Source organism: Leclercia sp. LSNIH3, from assembly GCF_002935105.1.
GTDB lineage: Bacteria > Pseudomonadota > Gammaproteobacteria > Enterobacterales > Enterobacteriaceae > Enterobacter > Enterobacter adecarboxylatus.
In genome coordinates this window covers 3474268-3491553 of sequence record NZ_CP026387.1, presented here as the reverse complement: position 1 = coordinate 3491553, position 17286 = coordinate 3474268, and the positions used below count along the sequence as shown (strand labels likewise).

Genomic DNA, 17286 nt, shown 5'->3' with positions numbered 1-17286 from the left:
TCACCCCTGCCCTCTCCCCATAGGGGAGAGGGTGTAATCGTTCCCTCTCCCCTGGGGGGAGAGGGTTAGGGTGAGGGGTCGCTTTTAAGCTTCAGAAACCGGTGCCGCCGCGCTCGCCGCTTCGCGGCTATCCAGCACATGCTTCACAACAAACATGCCGCTCATCATCAGATAGGCCAGCACGAAGGTCAGGGAACTGCCTTCGGCGAAGCCGACCACCGGGGCGTGGATCACCCCGAACAGGGCCAGCAGCGCACCGACGGCGGCAGCGATGGCACCGCGCAGCGGTTTATTGATGATGGCGAAGATGGCGATACAGCCCCACAGCATGCTGGCGAGGGGGGCGCCATTGCCGAGGTGCATCAACCCTTCGTAGTAAATCCCTTTGCTGTGCAGCACGTCGGTGCCGATTTTTGCCGCGTTGGTGCCCGCCGCCCCCATCACGCTGTTCATCATGGTCAGCGCCCAGTTGGCGATCCACGGGAACAGACAGATGAAGATAACCGGCACCTCCACTTTTGGCGTTTCCCTCACCACCTGGTTGGCGGTGACCACCCCGATAAAGACCAGAATCGGCACGATGGCGGTCATCGGGATGATGGCGAGCATAAAAGCCCCCAGCCCGAACAGCGGCACGATGAACATGGTCACGCCGGAGGCCAGCGTATAACCGATGCTCGCCCCCATCGCTTTCCAGCCCGCGTGGCCGACGTAGACCGTCACCGGGAATGGGTTACCCATCAGGCAGCCCAGCATGGAGGCCAGACCGTTGGCCAGCATCACCTTGCGGGTCGGGTACTCATCCCCTGCCGCGTGGGCGCTCTCGATGTTCTCGAGGTCAAAGATGTAGTTCGCCAGCCCCAGTGGAACCGCCGACGCCAGATACGGCAGCGCGTGCGGCAGCCCCTGCATAAAGCTGTCGATATGCACTTCCGGCGGGTTAAAGCCGAAGGAGGACATCGAGGCTTTGATCGCCTCCGGGCTTTGCAGGCCGGAGATCCACGCCAGCGCCGTACCGGTGATCAGCAGCAGCAGACCGGTGGGGATGCGGGCGAAAATCGGCTTTTTGCCAAACCAGTTGATGAAGATCAGCAGCAGCACGATGAACGACACGGTCGGCGCTTCGAACGCCTGCAGCATCGGGTTCATTGCCAGCAGCAGCAAACCTAAACCAGACAGGCACGACAGCAGCACGGTGCGTGGGATCATCTTGCGGATGGTTTCGCCCAGGAAGGAACCGCCCGCGAGGATCATCGCCTCCACGAAGCACCACACCAGGCCGATCTGGATGGCGAAATCGGCATCGCCGGTCTGCTGATAGACCGGCATCAGCACCAGAAAGGTGACGGTGAAAATCGACGGGGCGCTCGGCCCCGACGGCAGTGCAGTCACGTCGTTACGCCCGGTCTGGCGCGCCATCTGCAGGCCAAACCACGCATAACAGACGCTCGCCACCAGTACCGCCAGCCCGAAGGCTGGCGCAATACGGCCATATACAATCTCTTTCGGGATGCCGACGACAAAAATGAGCAGCCCCATCATGGTCAGCAGGTTCGTCAGGTTGTTGGTCATCAACCCGAAGTACGCCGCCCAGTCACCTCTTTTCCACTCCAGTTTCATGCTTTTCATGGATGCTTACCTTATAGGATGTAGCGATCGCGGAAGGTCAACAGCGCCTTTTCAAAACAGCTAAACGGCGGGTGAACGATGCCCGCCCCAATCATGCCGATCCCGGCGTCTTTATGGGCGATGGCGGTGTTGATCACCGGCAGAATGCCGCTGGCGGCCACGCGGGTGATGTCGATCGCCGTCGGAATGCCCATAAACGAGAGCAGCGGGATGGTGACATTCGGGTTTTCGCCGAGGGTGATCTCACGCATCTGGCGTGAGAAGTCGATGGCTTCTTCGACCGTGCCGCCTACCAGGGCAACAATCGCCGGGGCCGTCGCCATCGCAAAGCCGCCGATGCCGTAGGTTTCGGTGATCGCGCTGTCGCCGATATCCAGCCCGGAGTCTTCCGGTTTGTAGCCCGCAAACATCGGGCCAATCACCTGCTGCGCCGGGCCGGTGAACCACTGCCCCGGCAGGCCGGAGATGCGCAGGCCAAACTCGTAGCCGTTGCGCGCCATGGTGGTGACCACGGTGCTGTACTCGATGCCGTGGGCGGCATCCAGCGCGGCTTTGCACATCGCCATCCACGTCGGGCCGGAGAAGTAGTCGCTGCTGGCGACGAACTCAAACACCTCGCGCTGCTGTTCCACCGGATAACCGGCCTGGATCAGCCCCGGCGTCAGCGCCTGAATCAGCAGCGTGGTGCCCGCGTTGTTGCGGTTGTGGCACTCGTCGCCCATGTGCAGCGCCTGAGCCAGCATTAAACGCAGGTCGATTTCGCCGATGATCTTCATGGCATCACGCAGCATCGGGCCGAGCACTTCGCGCATCCAGTTCAGGCGGTCGATCACGCTCTGGTCGTTGGCACCCATGCGCAGGATCTTCGCCATCTGCTCGCTGAGGTTGGTGAAGGCGCGGTTGCCGTAGGTTTTGTTCTCGACGATGTGCATAAACATCGACGCGGAGGTGACGCCCGCCATCGAGCCCACGCAGTCGTGTTCGTGGCATGGCGAGAAGGTGATCTCCCCCGACGCCGCCACGCGCTCCGCGTCTTCGATATCTTTCGCCAGCCCTTCAAACACCAGCGCCCCGGTAACTGCCCCTTTCATCGCGCCGCACATGTTTTCCCACGAGACGGGCGGACCGGCGTGCAGGATGGTGGTGCGGGTCATGCCGGGCACCACGTTGATCGCCTGGTCATACCCCACCAGCACCGGGTGGGACTGAATAATGCGTTCAAGGGCGATTTTGTTGGCGGCGGCAATTTTGTCGGCCAGGGTTTTCTCTGCCAGTTGATCCAGGGCATCGACCACCTGCATATTGCCCTGCCCCGGCGGGGTCCAGTCGAGGTGGGTGACCGGGACGTGCTGCTTTTTCAGGTCGTCGCTGAACATGGCGATACCGACGTTAATGACGTTCAGCGGCTGGTTAAATAAGGTAGTCATCAGGCTTTCTCCCCTTTGCAGACAAATTCACGTGCCAGTAATCCGGTGTTGGTACTGCTGCTGGCCCAGATCACCCCCGCATCGGTCAGCAGCTGGCACTGTTGGGTCAACGACGGGGTATCCTGGTCGGTGCCGAGCACGTAGCCCAGGATCTCAAGCGGCCGGTTGTCGGCACGGGCGATCGCCTGGGCCTCTTTGATCGCCTCGATCATCACCCCCACCGGATCGTCATGCGCGCCGAAGCCGAGCACGAAGTCCATCACGATCACCCCCACTTCGGGATCGCGCGCCTCCTGCAGCAGGCGGCTGATACGGTTGGTCGGGTCGATCATCGGGTGCGGCTTGCCGTTGGTGAAGTCATCATCACCAAAGTCGAGGAAGGTGTGCGCCTGGCTGACGTTAATATCCGCCAGACGTTTAGCCGGATCGGGCTGAATGTTGCTGTACACGTCGTCGTATTTTTCCAGCGCGGCGAACATCGCTTCGTCGCACAGGGTGCCGCCGCAGAACAGGCCGCGAATGTACTTCTGCTGCGGGGTCAGACGGGCACGCACCTCCTCAATCAGCGGCCAGTTGAGCGGGTGCAGATCGAGCGATTCTTGTTTAATGCCGGTGAGCAGAACGGCTTTCAGCGCCGCGTCTTTGGTGCCGCGGGCGAACTGCAGGCCGTTTTCATCGGCAGGCGGTTCATTGCGGCCGAGGAAACAGGCGATGACGGGCTTACGACAGGCGCGGGCGCGGGCCAGCACTTTTTCGGCTACCGCAGGCGCAGGGGGTTTTGAGATCAGAACGATGACCTGCGTGGCGTCGTCGGCTTCCAGCATTGCGATGGCGTCGAGCATCATCAGACCGCCGATTTTTTCACTCAGATCGCGACCGCCGGTGCCGATCAGCTGGGAGATACCGCCGCCGAATTCGTGGATGCGCACGCTCAGCTCCTGGCTGCCGGTGCCCGACGCGCCGACGATACCAATGGTTCCGCGACGCACCGCGTTGGCAAAGCACAGCCCTGCCCCGTTAATGATGGCGGTGCCGCAGTCCGGCCCCATCATCAACAGCCCTTTTTCGTGGGCCAGCTGCTTGAGTGCCAGCTCGTCGTCGAGTGAGACGTTATCCGAGAACAGCATGACATTAAGGTTGTTCTCCAGTGCCTGGCGCGCTTCGCGGGCGGCAAAGGTGCCGTTGACGGAAATCACCGCCAGGTTGGCGTCCGGGCGATGTGTTTTGGCGCTGGCGAGGGTGGCATAGCGCGCTTCGTGGCTACCCGTTTGTTCTTTACGGGCGAACAGGGCTTCGATGGCGGCCAGGGTGTCGTCGTTGGCGGCCTCGCCTTTAATCACGATCATCAGATCGCCGTTTTTGGCGTCCTCTAATTCCGGCGTCAGCAGGCCGAGATTTTTTAGGACGCCTTTATTCATTTCGGTGGCCATGGCGACAAAGGCCTGTTCGACACCGGGCAATTTATTCGCTTTGGTAGAAACCGACATCAGCGAAACAGAATCAAAATACGTATTCTTTTTTATCACGATTTTGGTGGGCATTACGTCCTCCTGAATGCGGGCAAAAGGGGGCCACATCAGGCCCGAAGGCATGATGGAAAAGGCTATTTTTATTTCAGGCCAGCCCGAAACGGCTGGCCGGGGGTATTACGCGCCGGCGGCGATCAGCAGTTCGGCAATCTCGCTGAAGCCTTTTTCCCGCGCCAGTTCGAGGGGGGATTTGCCGTATTTATCGGTCATGTGCGGGTTGGCGCCGTGGTCGAGCAGCAGCTTGACGATCGCCTGCTGGCGGGGACCGCCGTCATTCAGGACGATGGCTTCGAGCAGCGGGGTCCAGCCTACAAAGTTGGTATGGTTAACGTTGATGTCGGTGTGGGCCAGCAGCTCCTGGACCACTTCCAGATGGCCTTTCTCGCTGGCCGGGGTGATCCCCACACCGCCGAAGCGCGTAAGACGATCGAGATCCGGATTGGCTGGCAGCACCAGGCGCAGCAGAGTGAGATCGTTGGTCAGGCAACTGATCAGGAACGGGTTGAAACAGGTCTGATCCTGCTGGTCGATATTCGCCCCGGCGGCAATCAGTAATTCCACGCAGGGATAATGTTTATTCAGGCTGGCAATAATAATGGCGGTTCGTTTCTGACGGTTGGTGGCATTAATATCCACCCCTTTTTCCAGACAGGCTTTTAATGCTTCGGCATTCCCCTGTTCGGCAGCGAGCAGAAATTCGGTAACGAGTTCATTGCTGGACATATCCACACTCCTGATTTTCCTTTCTGATGGAGTGAGCATAGCAACGGCCTGGTCAGAAAAGAATCCGCTTAAAAATGATTCATCGACAGCGAATTCATTGTTGAGTTAAATTTAACAGTCCGGTCAAAATGTGCGTCTGTGCAACCTTTTCCTTATGTTTTACCGCTTTTTAAGCCCTTAAGCTGCATTCTTCTTATGTTTACGCAGCCCTTGCGCTGTGCGGCTCGCAGCAAATTTCCAGAACTGTGACCGGCGTCAAATGAGTTGTAACCGCGTTGTTAAAATATGTTCAAAACTGATGGGTGCCAGGAGCCATGATATGAATTCCATCTTTACCGAAGAGAACCTGCTGGCCTTCACCACCGCGGCGCGATTTGGCAGCTTTAGCAAAGCCGCGGCCGAGCTGGGAGTCACCACCTCGGCCATCAGCTACACCATTAAACGTATGGAGACCGGCCTCGATGTGGTGCTGTTTGTACGCAATACCCGCAGCATCGAGCTGACCGAATCGGGGTTCTACTTCTACCGCAAAGCCATAGACCTGCTGAATGACTTCTACGCCATCAAGCGCGGGATCGACACGATTTCCCAGGGGATTGAGACGCGGGTGCGGATCTGCATCATCCAGTTGCTCTATACCCCGCGCCACACCGCACGCTTATTGCAGGTGCTGAAAAAGCAGTTCCCGACCTGCCAGATCACGGTGACCACCGAGGTGTATAACGGCGTCTGGGATTCGATCATTAATAATCAGGCGAATATCGCCATCGGTGCCCCGGATACCCTGCTCGACGGGGGCGGGATTGATTACACCGAAATCGGCGCGATCCGCTGGGTGTTTGCCATCGCCCCGGAACACCCGCTGGCGCTGGCCCCGGAGCCGCTGGCTGAGAGCCAGCTGCGGCTGTACCCCAACATCATGGTCGAAGACACGGCGCATACCATTAATAAAAAAGTGGGCTGGCTGCTGCACGGCCAGGAGGCGATCCTGGTCCCGGATTTTAATACCAAGTGTCAGTGCCAGATCCTCGGGGAAGGGATTGGTTTTTTACCGGAGCATATGGCCAGAGAGGCAGTGGAGGCGGGGCTACTGGTCACGCGGCGAATCAACAACCCGCGCCAGGACTCGCGCATGCTGCTCGCCACGCAGCATGCGGCTACCGGTCAGGTCACCCGCTGGATCAAACAGCAGTTTGCACCCCAGGGGGTGTTGACCGGGATCTACAGCGATTTACTGTGGCGAACTTAGCTGCGGCTCTGCACCCAGAACGCATGGATAAGGCCAGGAATGTAGCCCAGCAGCGTCAGGATGATGTTCAGGATAAACGCCCAGCCAAAGCCTTTGCCCAGCAGTACGCCAAGGGGCGGTAAAATGATGGTAATTACGATACGCCAGAAACCCATAAATTCTCCATGCAAGCAGTCAGGTCATTGTATAAAAAGAGGTTTTAACTCTAAGCGTAGTGAGTCTACGCACAGCTGCCAGCCTTCGCGTGAAGTTTTACCCTCTTTTACCCTCTTTACACAGGTTTAGGCTGGCGATTTAGGAGTATTCCGCGCGTGGCGCTGTACCGCGGCCTGCGCCTGGGCTACTGTTAGGGACGAAACTATCATGAGGAGATAACTATGTTTTCTGTTGGCGATTATGTACAACCGCGTATGGGTGGTCCAAAACTGAAAGTGATCGAAGTACACGACGATCAGATTGTGGCAGTACAGGCGAGTAACGAAGAAGGGGAAAAATATACCCTGAAGGCAGCGGACGTATCGCTGTATAAAGAAGATGGCGATTTTGGCGTCTGCTAAACAGACGCGACCGGGCGGCGTTAATCCGCCCGGTTGGTACGGATTAAATCAGGAAATCATCCAGTGATTTTCCTTCCGCCAGGGCAAGGGTAATCGGCTTCGGTGTACGACCCTGACCGGTCCAGGTTTTCACCTGACCGTCGGTATCCGTAAAGCGATATTTTGCCGCACGCGCCTGGCGCTTCTTCGGCTGGGCCGGGGTGTTCAACAGGTTGGAACCCAGCAGGTCTTCTGCCGAAATACCGTCAGCTTTCATCTTCTCCAGCAGAGCGTTAATTTTCTGATTCTGCTCAGCGCGCTGCTGTTCAACTTCAGCCTGTTCATTACGCTTTTCTTCGGTGACGATGCGGAGCTTTTCGAGCATATCTTCCAGCACGTCCAGCGAGAATTCACGCGCCGTGGCGCGCAGAGTACGAATATTATTAAGATTCTGTAACAGCGAAGTCATATAAAATGAAAACCTTTTAAGTCGATAAAATAAGCAATAGCGGTCATGGTAATTCATTTGTTTATGAACATCCAGACGACAGTGCAGGAAAATATAATTTATCTCAAATTAAATGAAACAAAGAAATATAAAGTACGACCCCTTACTTTTTGTATGATTTATTCTTATAACCGGTTTAAGGTTTATTTAACTCCTGACCTTTTCCAGGGCTATTAACCCTTCAATTATTTTGATGGTATATCGAATATTCATTCATTCCTGCTGCATAAAGCAAAAATCCCTATTCCGCTATCTTTTGCTTCTCAACCGCAAACTCACAACATAACCCGCCAGCAAAGCGCAGGTGTTATCACGCCGGAACACAGCCCATGCCAGAGGCTGAAAAATAAAAATATAAGCCATTGTTTGTAATGTAAAAATTAAAAGACCGAAGAGAAAATGCCGCCGCGCTCACAAAACCGGTTCGTTTAGAGCATTTTCCCGACAAAACGTCTTTAAATAAAAATTTATCGCTAATTGTAGGTTTTAATGCAGAGAGATACGCTATACACGAAAAATAAAGCAACCTAAAGCACTAGCCTGTCCCGCTTTAGCCTCTCTGATATACGACCCTGAAGGAGTCAGAACATGTTCTCTCGGCAGTCTCGCCTGCGTCACGCGGTAGCGGATACCTTTGCCATGGTGGTCTACTGTTCGGTGGTGAACATGCTGATTGAAATATTCCTCTCTGGAATGACCTTCGAGCAGTCGCTTTCCTCCCGTCTGGTAGCCGTCCCGGTGAATATCTTAATTGCATGGCCGTACGGTTTCTATCGCGATGCGGTGATGCGTTTTGCCCGGCGCTATTCCTCTACCGGCTGGATGAAAAATCTGGCGGACGTCGTTGCGTATGTCACTTTTCAGTCGCCCGTTTATGTCGCGATTTTTTATTAACGGTGGGAGCCGACTGGCACCAGATCGCCGCGGCGGTAAGTTCAAATATCGTGGTATCGATGATGATGGGTGCGGTGTACGGCTATTTCCTCGATTACTGCCGACGTCTGTTCAAAGTCAGCCAGTATCATCAGGTCAAAGCGTAAGGCACGGCGACTGGCGAAAAGCCAGTCGCGTCGTTATTGCGAGTCGCCAAACAGGCCTTTCAGAAAACGTTCCAGCGCCATGCGGGAGCTGAAGCCATGCGGAATACCATAATGTTCCTGGTTATTGCCCCCTAAATAGAGCGGGAACTGTTCATAATGGTCGCTGGTTTTCATCTCTGAGGCAGGCTCCGCAAAGGAAAGACTTCTCTCTTTCAGCGTGGGATGAATGATCAGCGCCGTGCGCCCCATACGTGCTTCGCGGTTCACATAAACATAATTATCGCCACGACGGTACCCGTATGCTTTTTGGGTTACCACATCCACGGTAAATCCCGCTTTTTCAAGTTCGCGCGCAACCTCATCCGGTCGTAAATACATATTCTTTCCTCATTATCATTCCTGCCCGGCAACCTTACCGTATTCAGCAATAGCAGTGCTTTCAGAAAAATCCATAAACGGCCTGATAGGCCGTGACCGGCTTCAGATATTAAAAAGGTGGTCTAAACTGTTAATTACCGCAAATTCAAGGGAGAAGCATATGTTTAACCGTTCAAACCGAAACGATGTTGATGACGATGTTCAGGATATCCATAACGATGTCAGGAAATTAGCGGATTCGCTGGAGAGCGTTTTGAAATCCTGGGGATCAGATGCGAAGGGCGAAGCGGATGACGCCAGACGTAAAGCCAAATCGCTGCTGCGTGAAACCCGTGCGCGTCTGCAGGGTCGCTCCACCGGCAAGCAGGCCGCCTGTGATGCCATCGGCTGCGCTAATACCTTTATTCGTGAACGTCCGATGTGTGCAGTAGGTACTGTCGCCGCGGTGGGGATCTTTATCGGTGCACTGCTGGCTCTGCGCAAATAATCCCCGATTCCGTTCTATCGTCTTCGCCCCCATGCCCTCTGGTGTGGGGGTTTTTCTTTTTTAACCCCTGCGCGCGCCCTCTCCCGCTGAACGCATCCCCGGCAGTAAAATCCCGCATATTTTCCCATATCTTGTATGGTTGAAACTTATAGCAACTACATCTAGTATTTCCTTTAGCAAGAGAGACTCACGGTGACGCAGCAACTGGCGTCGGAATCCCATTCTAGATGTAAATACGAATCATGCGCATTATTATTTACACTCGAGCCGACTGCGTGCAGTGTCATGCCACCAAACGCGCGATGGAGAGCCGCGGCCTGGTCTTCGAGCAGGTGTTTGTTGATCAGGTTCCTGATGCGGCAGAGAGCCTTCGTGCCCAGGGGTTCCGCCAGCTGCCGGTGGTTATCGCCGGTGACACCCGGTGGTCGGGCTTCCGCCCGGACATGATTAACCGCCTGCCGCAGCCAGCACAGGCCGCCCGGGCATGAGCCTTCTCGTCTACTTCTCCAGCAGCTCGGAGAACACGCACCGCTTTATCGAGCGCGTGGGGCTACCCGCCGTGCGGATCCCCCTGAACGAGCGGGAGCGGATCCAGGTAGACGAGCCTTTTATTCTGGTGGTGCCCAGCTACGGCGGGGGCGGAACGGCCGGGGCGGTGCCGCGGCAGGCGATCCGCTTTCTCAACGATCCGCACAACCGGGCGCTTATCCGCGGCGTGATTGCCGCTGGCAACCGTAATTTCGGTGAGGCGTTCGGCCGCGCCGGGGATGTCATCTCACAAAAATGCGGCGTGCCGTACCTCTATCGCTTTGAGCTGATGGGGACGCAGCAGGACGTCGATAACGTGCGTAAAGGAGTGAACGAATTTTGGCAACGACAACCGCAGAGCGCGTAATGCAGCGATCAACCGATTTCCATGCGCTGAACGCCATGCTCAACCTGTACGATCGGGACGGGAAGATCCAGTTCAGCAAAGATCATGAGGCGGTGGACGCCTTTTTTAACGCCCACGTCTACCCCAACACCATGACCTTTGCCAGCCCGCAGGCGCGTCTCGATTACCTGGTCAGCGAGAGTTATTACGATCCGAAGGTCCTGTCGCGCTTCGATCCTGCCTTTGTGCTGGCGCTGTTTGCCCATGCTCACGCCAGCGGTTTTCGTTTCAAGACGTTCCTCGGCGCGTGGAAGTTTTACACCAGCTACACGCTAAAAACCTTCGACGGCAAGCAGTACCTTGAGCACTTTGAAGATCGGGTGGTGATGGTGGCCCTGACCCTCGCCCAGGGGGATGAAAACCTGGCCCGCCAGCTCACCGACGAGATGCTGGCAGGCCGTTTTCAGCCCGCGACGCCTACCTTCCTCAACTGCGGAAAAGCTCAGCGCGGGCAGCTGGTCTCCTGCTTCCTGCTGCGCATTGAAGACAATATGGAGTCGATTGGCCGCGCCGTAAACTCGGCGTTGCAGCTCTCCAAACGCGGCGGCGGCGTGGCGTTTTTGCTTTCGAACCTGCGGGAAGCCGGGGCACCCATCAAGCGCATTGAGAACCAGTCCTCCGGGGTGATCCCGGTCATGAAAATGCTGGAAGACGCGTTCTCCTACGCCAACCAGTTAGGCGCCCGCCAGGGGGCCGGAGCGGTCTATCTGCATGCCCATCACCCGGATATCCTGCGTTTCCTGGATACCAAACGCGAAAACGCCGACGAAAAAATTCGCATTAAAACCCTGTCGCTGGGGGTGGTGATCCCGGATATCACCTTCCGGCTGGCGAAGGAGAACGCCGACATGGCGCTGTTCTCCCCCTATGACGTGGAGCGCCTCTACGGTAAGCCGTTTGGTGATGTGGCGGTTAGCGAGCTGTATGACGACCTGGTGGCAGACGCGCGCGTTCGCAAGACCTGGATGAATGCCCGCGACTTCTTCCAGCGGCTGGCGGAGATCCAGTTTGAGTCCGGCTATCCGTACATCATGTTTGAAGACACCGTTAATCGCGCTAATCCGATTGCCGGGCGCATCAACATGAGCAACCTGTGCTCGGAGATTTTGCAGGTTAACAGCGCCTCAACCTATGACGAGGATCTGGATTACACCCGGACCGGGCACGATATCTCCTGCAATCTGGGTTCGCTGAACATTGCCCATACCATGGACTCCCCCAACTTTGGCCGCACCGTAGAAACCGCGGTGCGCGGCCTGTCGGCGGTATCGGACATGAGCCACATCCGCAGCGTGCCGTCGGTAGAGGCCGGGAATGCCGCCTCGCACGCGATCGGCCTCGGGCAGATGAACCTGCACGGCTATCTGGCGCGGGAGGGGATCGCCTACGGCAGCCCGGAGGGACTGGATTTCACCAACCTCTATTTCTACACCATCACCTGGCACGCCCTGCATACCTCGATGATGCTGGCGCGCGAACACCGTCAGCGTTTCGCAGGCTTTGAGCAGTCGCGCTATGCCAGCGGCGAGTATTTTAATCAGTATCTGGAAAACGACTGGCAGCCGAAAACGGAGAAAGTGCGCGACCTGTTTGCCCGCGCTGGCGTTACCCTGCCGACGCGCGAGATGTGGCAGCAGTTGCGTGACGACGTAATGCAGTACGGCATTTACAACCAGAACTTACAGGCGGTGCCGCCGACCGGCTCTATCTCCTATATCAACCATGCGACCTCGAGCATTCACCCTATCGTCTCGAAAATTGAGATCCGCAAAGAGGGCAAAACCGGGCGCGTCTACTACCCTGCCCCGTTTATGACCAACGACAACCTGGCCCTGTATCAGGATGCCTACGAGATTGGCCCGGAAAAAATTATCGATACCTATGCCGAGGCGACGAAGCACGTCGATCAGGGGCTGTCGCTGACGCTGTTCTTCCCCGATACCGCCACCACCCGCGACATCAACAAAGCGCAGATTTACGCGTGGAAGAAAGGGATCAAGACCCTGTACTACATTCGCCTGCGCCAGCTTGCGCTGGAAGGCACCGAAACAGAAGGCTGCGTGTCCTGCGCGCTGTAAGGAGAGAGGATGAAACTGTCACGGGTACAGGCCATTAACTGGAACAACATCGAAGACGACAAAGATCTGGAGGTGTGGAACCGCCTGACCAGCAACTTCTGGCTGCCAGAAAAGGTGCCCCTGTCTAATGACGTGCAGGCATGGGCCACGCTGAGCCACGCCGAGCAGCAGCTCACCATTCGCGTCTTTACCGGTCTGACGCTGCTCGACACGGTGCAGAACACCGTGGGTGCCCCGGCCCTGATCGCCGATGCGCTGACGCCGCACGAAGAGGCGGTGATGTCGAACATCAGCTTTATGGAGGCGGTGCATGCCCGCTCCTACAGCTCGATCTTTTCGACCCTTTGTCAGACCAAAGACGTGGATGCCGCCTACCGCTGGAGCGAAGACAGCGAAGCGTTGCAGCGCAAAGCCCAGCGGGTGCTGGAACATTATCGCGCCGATGAACCCCTGAAGAAGAAGATCGCCAGTGTTTTTCTGGAGTCGTTCCTCTTCTATTCCGGCTTCTGGCTACCGATGTACTGGTCGAGCCGCGGCAAGCTGACCAACACAGCGGATCTGATTCGGCTCATCATCCGGGACGAAGCGGTACACGGGTACTACATTGGCTATAAGTACCAGAAAGGGCTGGAGAAAGTGAGCGAGGCCGAGCGCGAGGCGTTAAAAAACTTTGCGCTGGATCTGCTGATGGATCTCTATGATAACGAGCTGGCCTATACCGACGAGCTGTATGCCGGAACGGGCTGGGAAGAGGATGTGAAGGCGTTCCTCTGCTACAACGCCAACAAGGCGCTGATGAACCTGGGCTACGAGGCGCTGTTCCCACCGGAGATGGCCGAAGTGAACCCGGCGATCCTCGCGGCGCTGTCACCCAATGCCGACGAAAACCATGACTTCTTTTCGGGGTCGGGGTCGTCGTATGTGATGGGAAAAGCGGTCGAGACCGAGGATGAGGACTGGAATTTCTGAGGGTTATCCAGAATCTGGCTTAGCGAGATGTTGATCGAATGTAAATAAGTGACTAACATCCGTCCTTTCGGATAAAGAAAATGTCTGTCACCGATTCACTTCTCGCTTTCTCCTTCGCCGCCTTACTGCTGACGCTTACCCCCGGTCTTGATACCGCCCTTATCCTTCGAACGGCCTGCGCCGAAGGGGGAAAGAAAGCATTTCAGGCGGCGCTCGGCATTGATGCCGGCTGTTTCATCTGGGGGGCGCTTGTCGCGCTCGGGGTGGGCGCGCTGCTGGCCTGGTCCGAACTGGCGTATACCCTTCTGAAAATCTGCGGCGCGGCTTACCTGAGCTGGCTGGGCTTACAGCTGCTGATGCGCCCCCGATCGTCATTCACTCAGAACGATGAAACGCCCGCTTCCCGGAGCAACTGGTTCGTAAAGGGGATGCTGGGGAACGTACTCAATCCAAAGATGGGCATTTTTTACGTCTCGTTTTTACCGCAGTTCATCCCGGCCGGGCATTCGCCTTTCATCTGGACATTTATTCTGGTCAGCATTCATGTGCTGATCGGCACCCTGTGGTCGGTGACGCTGATCCTGTCCACACAGCTGGCCTCCGGCCTCCTGAAAAAGAAGCGCGTCATCATGGCGATGGATCGGGCCACCGGCGGGCTCTTTTTATGCTTTGCCGCCAGGCTTGCTTTCAGCAATCGGTGAGGCAATGCCGTCCGGTTTAAACGTAGCGATTTATTTATTACGCCCGGCAAAAATAAACGCAGCGCGGCCAGGCTAAATTCAGGCAATAAAAAACCCGCTCAGGGCGGGTTTATTTTTATCAGCAGAGATTAACTGCTCAGGCTATTACCTTCATCGCTATCGTAATAACTACTGATAATTAACGCAGATTACAGAACTGTGACGTTTCCGGCAGCAGGACCTTTAGCGCCATTTTCAATGGTGAAGGAGATTTTCTGCCCTTCATCCAGAGTTTTGAAGCTGTCGCTCTGAATCGCAGAGAAATGTACGAAGACATCTTTGCTGCCGTCATCAGGGGTGATAAAGCCAAAACCTTTATCTGCGTTAAACCATTTTACTAAACCAGTCATTTTATTAGACATAGATAATTCCTTAATTATGAGCCACTTAATCGCGGCAGTGATGGCCTGTATTGAGAGAGTGTCTTACCTGGCACTTAGGAGGAGACTCATGAAGAAGGGTATCTGTGGATAACACCTGAAATGAGGACTGCTTTGCTAAAACTGCTTTCGTAAGGTCTGTTTTCCAAACCGATGGCGCTATTAAGACACAGAAAAATTAGCTAAGCAATGTTTATATTATTTATTTTACCCATTCAAACACCCGGATGGCTGAACGGCTGATAAACGCCTTCGTTATTTTATTTTTCCTGACATTCTGATTGCGCGAATATATTCTCAGCTAAAAAATGCGTTGTCTCTTTTTTAAATTTAATGTGGCCCACAATCAGCGAGATATCTTTTTTTCCTGGCGGCAAAAGCAAAAAAAAGCAGCCCCGAAAGGCTGCTTTTGCAGGGTCTGGCATTACCCTCTTGCCAGCTCCTTCAGGTGCTTTTTCAGCCTGTGATATTCATCAATCACGTACTGCTCGGCACCCTGCTGGTCGGCAATCGGCTCCACGCGCACGGCGCAATACTTATACTCCGGCGTTTTGGTAATCGGGCTGAGGTTCTCCGTCACCAGCTCGTTACAGGCCCCAATCCACCACTGGTAGGTCATGTACACCGCGCCGATATTCGGGCGATCGCTCACCTGCGCGCGGGTAATGACTTTGCCTTTGCGCGACGTGACCCACACCAGGGCTTCGTCCTCAATGCCGAGGCGCTTCGCGTCGGCGGTATTGATCTGCGCATAGCCCGGTTCATCGGCCAGCGCAGCCAGCGCGGCACAGTTGCCGGTCATCGAACGGCACGAGTAGTGGCCGACCTCACGCACCGTCGAGAGCACCAGCGGGTACTCCTCGGTGAGCTTGTCGATCGGTGCCACCCAGTCACAGGTATAGAGTTGCCCCAGCCCGTTCGGGGTAGAGAACTCTTTCTCGAACAGGTAATCCGTCCCCTGATCGGCCTCTGACTCGTCGCGGCACGGCCACTGGATGTAGCCCAACTCGCCCATCTTCTCGTAAGTGGCACCCAGGAAATCCGGGCACAGATGACGGAGTTCATCCCAGATCTGCTGGGTGTTGTCATAGTGCATCGGATAGCCCATCCGGGTGGCGATCTCGCTGATGATCTGCCAGTCGGTTTTCAGGTCCCACTTCGGCTCTACCGCTTTGAAAAAGCGCTGGAAACCGCGGTCGGCGGCGGTGTAAACCCCTTCATGCTCACCCCAGGAGGTGGACGGCAGGATCACATCGGCGGCGGCGGCGGTCTTGGTCATAAAGATATCCTGCACGATGACCAGCTCCAGCTCTTCAAAGGCCTTACGCACCGCAGACAGCTCGGCGTCCGTCTGGAGTGGATCTTCCCCCATGATGTACGCGGCACGCACTTCGCCGTGAGCGACCCGGTGAGGCAGCTCGCTGATGCGATAGCCGGTATGGGCAGGCAGAGACGCCACGCCCCAGGCTTTGGCGAACTTGGCCCGGTTCTCCGGGTTGTTGATGTACTGATAGCCCGGATAGGTATCCGGCAGCGCACCCATGTCGCACGCGCCCTGCACGTTGTTCTGACCGCGCACCGGGTTAACCCCTGCGTACGGCTTGCCGAGGTTACCCGTGAGCAGCGCCAGGCTGGTCAGTGAACGCACGGTTTCCACGCCCTGGTAGAACTGGGTCACGCCCATGCCCCACAGAATGGCGGCGTTTTCCGCAGCGGCGTACATTCTTGCCGCCTGACGGATCTCCTGGGCGCTCACCCCGGTGATGGCTTCCACCGATTCCGGCGTATAGCCTTCGACGATTTTGCGATACTCCTCGAAGCCTTCAGTACGCGCTGCCACAAACGCCCGGTCGTACAGCTGCTCTTCAATGATCACATGCCCCATCGCGTTGAGCAGCGCGATGTTGGAGCCGTTTTTCAACGCCAGGTGCATATCGGCAATGCGCGCGGTTTCAATTTTGCGCGGATCGCAGACGATAATCTTCGCCCCGTTGCGTTTGGCTTTGATCACCCGGTTCGCCACGATGGGGTGCGAATCCGCCGGGTTATAGCCAAAAATAAAGACCATATCGGCTTTTTCTATACCGACAATGGAGTTACTCATTGCGCCGTTACCGACCGACTGGTGCAGACCTGCAACCGATGGGCCGTGTCAGACGCGCGCGCAGCAGTCGACGTTGTTCGTGCCGACTGCCGCGCGGGCAAATTTTTGCATGATATAGTTGGTTTCGTTGCCGGTGCCGCGCGATGACCCGGTGGTCATGATTGCATCCGGGCCGTGTGCGGCTTTGATCGCGTTGAGTTTCGTGGCAACGTAATCCAGCGCTTCGTCCCAGGAGACGGCTTCCAGCTTGCCGCCGCGCTCGCGACGGATCATCGGCGATTTCAGGCGCGGGGTCAGGATCTGCGTATCGTTGATAAAATCCCAGCCGTAATACCCTTTCAGGCAGAGATCGCCCTGATTGGTCTTACCCTGTGCTGCTTCAGCCTTGACGACTTTGCCGTTATTGACCACCAGGTTGATTTTGCAACCCGATGCGCAATAGGGGCAAACCGTGACGACTTTCTTCATCGGTAGTTACTCCGTTAGTAATATGTCCTCAGCGGTATGCATGAAGTGTGCCAGCAAGCAGTTATAAGTTAAGCTGCTGAAAAATAAGAGAAATAGCGGAGGGATAG

Annotated in this window: 18 protein-coding genes and 1 pseudogene; 9 read left to right on the top strand and 10 right to left on the bottom strand. The window is 56.2% G+C overall.

Annotated features, from left to right (window positions below):
- Positions 1–84: 84 nt before the first annotated feature.
- The 4 genes from C3F35_RS16990 to C3F35_RS16975 form a co-directional block, all read right to left on the bottom strand.
- A complete protein-coding gene (locus C3F35_RS16990; protein WP_103792518.1) occupies positions 85–1629 on the bottom strand; it encodes a xanthine permease in 1545 nt (514 codons plus the stop codon).
- An 11-nt stretch (positions 1630–1640) separates the two neighbouring features.
- On the bottom strand, positions 1641–3056 hold the full coding sequence (locus C3F35_RS16985; RefSeq protein WP_199186144.1) for a DUF1116 domain-containing protein: 1416 nt from the start codon (positions 3054–3056) through the stop codon (positions 1641–1643).
- Positions 3056–4597: an acyl-CoA synthetase FdrA gene (gene fdrA / locus C3F35_RS16980; RefSeq protein ID WP_103792520.1), complete on the bottom strand. Its 1542-nt coding sequence runs from the start codon at positions 4595–4597 to the stop codon at positions 3056–3058. Before fdrA ends, C3F35_RS16985 begins: the two co-directional genes overlap by 1 nt.
- A gap of 105 nt (positions 4598–4702) precedes the next feature.
- Entirely contained in the window at positions 4703–5308 is a 606-nt protein-coding gene (locus tag C3F35_RS16975) for an ankyrin repeat domain-containing protein (RefSeq protein ID WP_032613474.1), read from the bottom strand.
- Positions 5309–5627: 319 nt separating this feature from the next.
- Here C3F35_RS16975 and C3F35_RS16970 point away from each other — a divergent pair, with 319 nt between their 5' ends.
- Positions 5628–6557 (top strand): LysR substrate-binding domain-containing protein, encoded by a 930-nt coding sequence (locus tag C3F35_RS16970; RefSeq protein ID WP_103792521.1) that lies wholly within the window; start codon positions 5628–5630, stop codon positions 6555–6557.
- On the opposite strand, the gene C3F35_RS16965 is transcribed toward C3F35_RS16970, so the two are convergent.
- Positions 6554–6712, bottom strand: coding sequence for a YqaE/Pmp3 family membrane protein (locus tag C3F35_RS16965; RefSeq protein ID WP_032613478.1), 159 nt, complete (start codon positions 6710–6712; stop codon positions 6554–6556). The genes C3F35_RS16970 and C3F35_RS16965 overlap by 4 nt on opposite strands.
- Before the next feature lie 222 nt (positions 6713–6934).
- Here C3F35_RS16965 and C3F35_RS16960 point away from each other — a divergent pair, with 222 nt between their 5' ends.
- Positions 6935–7114, top strand: coding sequence for a hypothetical protein (locus C3F35_RS16960; protein ID WP_059307334.1), 180 nt, complete (start codon positions 6935–6937; stop codon positions 7112–7114).
- 43 nt (positions 7115–7157) lie between these two features.
- Here C3F35_RS16960 and stpA read toward each other — a convergent pair whose 3' ends face one another.
- Positions 7158–7562 carry a DNA-binding protein StpA gene (gene stpA / locus C3F35_RS16955; protein ID WP_032613482.1) on the bottom strand — a complete coding sequence of 135 codons (405 nt, stop codon included), beginning with the start codon at positions 7560–7562 and terminating at the stop codon, positions 7158–7160.
- Between the two features lie 627 nt (positions 7563–8189).
- Here stpA and alaE point away from each other — a divergent pair.
- Positions 8190–8641, top strand: a pseudogene (gene alaE, locus C3F35_RS16950) (L-alanine exporter AlaE).
- A 33-nt stretch (positions 8642–8674) separates the two neighbouring features.
- Here alaE and C3F35_RS16945 read toward each other — a convergent pair.
- Positions 8675–9019, bottom strand: a complete 345-nt coding sequence (locus C3F35_RS16945; RefSeq protein WP_032613486.1) for a DUF2002 family protein — start codon at positions 9017–9019, stop codon at positions 8675–8677.
- 160 nt (positions 9020–9179) lie between these two features.
- Between C3F35_RS16945 and C3F35_RS16940 the strand changes: the two genes are divergently transcribed.
- The 6 genes from C3F35_RS16940 (at position 9180) to C3F35_RS16915 (ending at position 14188) form a co-directional block, all read left to right on the top strand.
- Positions 9180–9506, top strand: a complete 327-nt coding sequence (locus tag C3F35_RS16940) for a DUF883 family protein (protein WP_032613488.1) — start codon at positions 9180–9182, stop codon at positions 9504–9506.
- Between the two features lie 242 nt (positions 9507–9748).
- Complete coding sequence (gene nrdH, locus C3F35_RS16935) at positions 9749–9994, top strand: glutaredoxin-like protein NrdH (protein WP_032613491.1); 246 nt, start codon at positions 9749–9751, stop codon at positions 9992–9994.
- On the top strand, positions 9991–10401 hold the full coding sequence (nrdI, locus tag C3F35_RS16930; protein ID WP_077226180.1) for a class Ib ribonucleoside-diphosphate reductase assembly flavoprotein NrdI: 411 nt from the start codon (positions 9991–9993) through the stop codon (positions 10399–10401). Before nrdH ends, nrdI begins: the two co-directional genes overlap by 4 nt.
- Positions 10374–12518, top strand: a complete 2145-nt coding sequence (nrdE, locus tag C3F35_RS16925) for a class 1b ribonucleoside-diphosphate reductase subunit alpha (protein ID WP_103792522.1) — start codon at positions 10374–10376, stop codon at positions 12516–12518. Before nrdI ends, nrdE begins: the two co-directional genes overlap by 28 nt.
- A 9-nt stretch (positions 12519–12527) precedes the next feature.
- Entirely contained in the window at positions 12528–13487 is a 960-nt protein-coding gene (nrdF, locus tag C3F35_RS16920; protein ID WP_103792523.1) for a class 1b ribonucleoside-diphosphate reductase subunit beta, read from the top strand.
- 80 nt (positions 13488–13567) lie between these two features.
- Positions 13568–14188, top strand: coding sequence for a LysE family translocator (locus C3F35_RS16915; RefSeq protein WP_103792524.1), 621 nt, complete (start codon positions 13568–13570; stop codon positions 14186–14188).
- A 188-nt stretch (positions 14189–14376) separates the two neighbouring features.
- Here C3F35_RS16915 and cspE read toward each other — a convergent pair whose 3' ends face one another.
- The 3 genes from cspE to fdhF all read right to left on the bottom strand — a co-directional run bounded on the left by cspE (position 14377) and on the right by fdhF (position 17179).
- Positions 14377–14589: a transcription antiterminator/RNA stability regulator CspE gene (gene cspE / locus C3F35_RS16910; protein WP_032613504.1), complete on the bottom strand. Its 213-nt coding sequence runs from the start codon at positions 14587–14589 to the stop codon at positions 14377–14379.
- Between the two features lie 278 nt (positions 14590–14867).
- Positions 14868–15032: a hypothetical protein gene (locus C3F35_RS26700; protein WP_158251929.1), complete on the bottom strand. Its 165-nt coding sequence runs from the start codon at positions 15030–15032 to the stop codon at positions 14868–14870.
- On the bottom strand, positions 15032–17179 hold the full coding sequence (gene fdhF / locus C3F35_RS16905; protein WP_103792525.1) for a formate dehydrogenase subunit alpha: 2148 nt from the start codon (positions 17177–17179) through the stop codon (positions 15032–15034). The genes C3F35_RS26700 and fdhF overlap by 1 nt, the downstream gene beginning before the upstream one ends.
- Between the last annotated feature and the right edge of the window lie 107 nt (positions 17180–17286).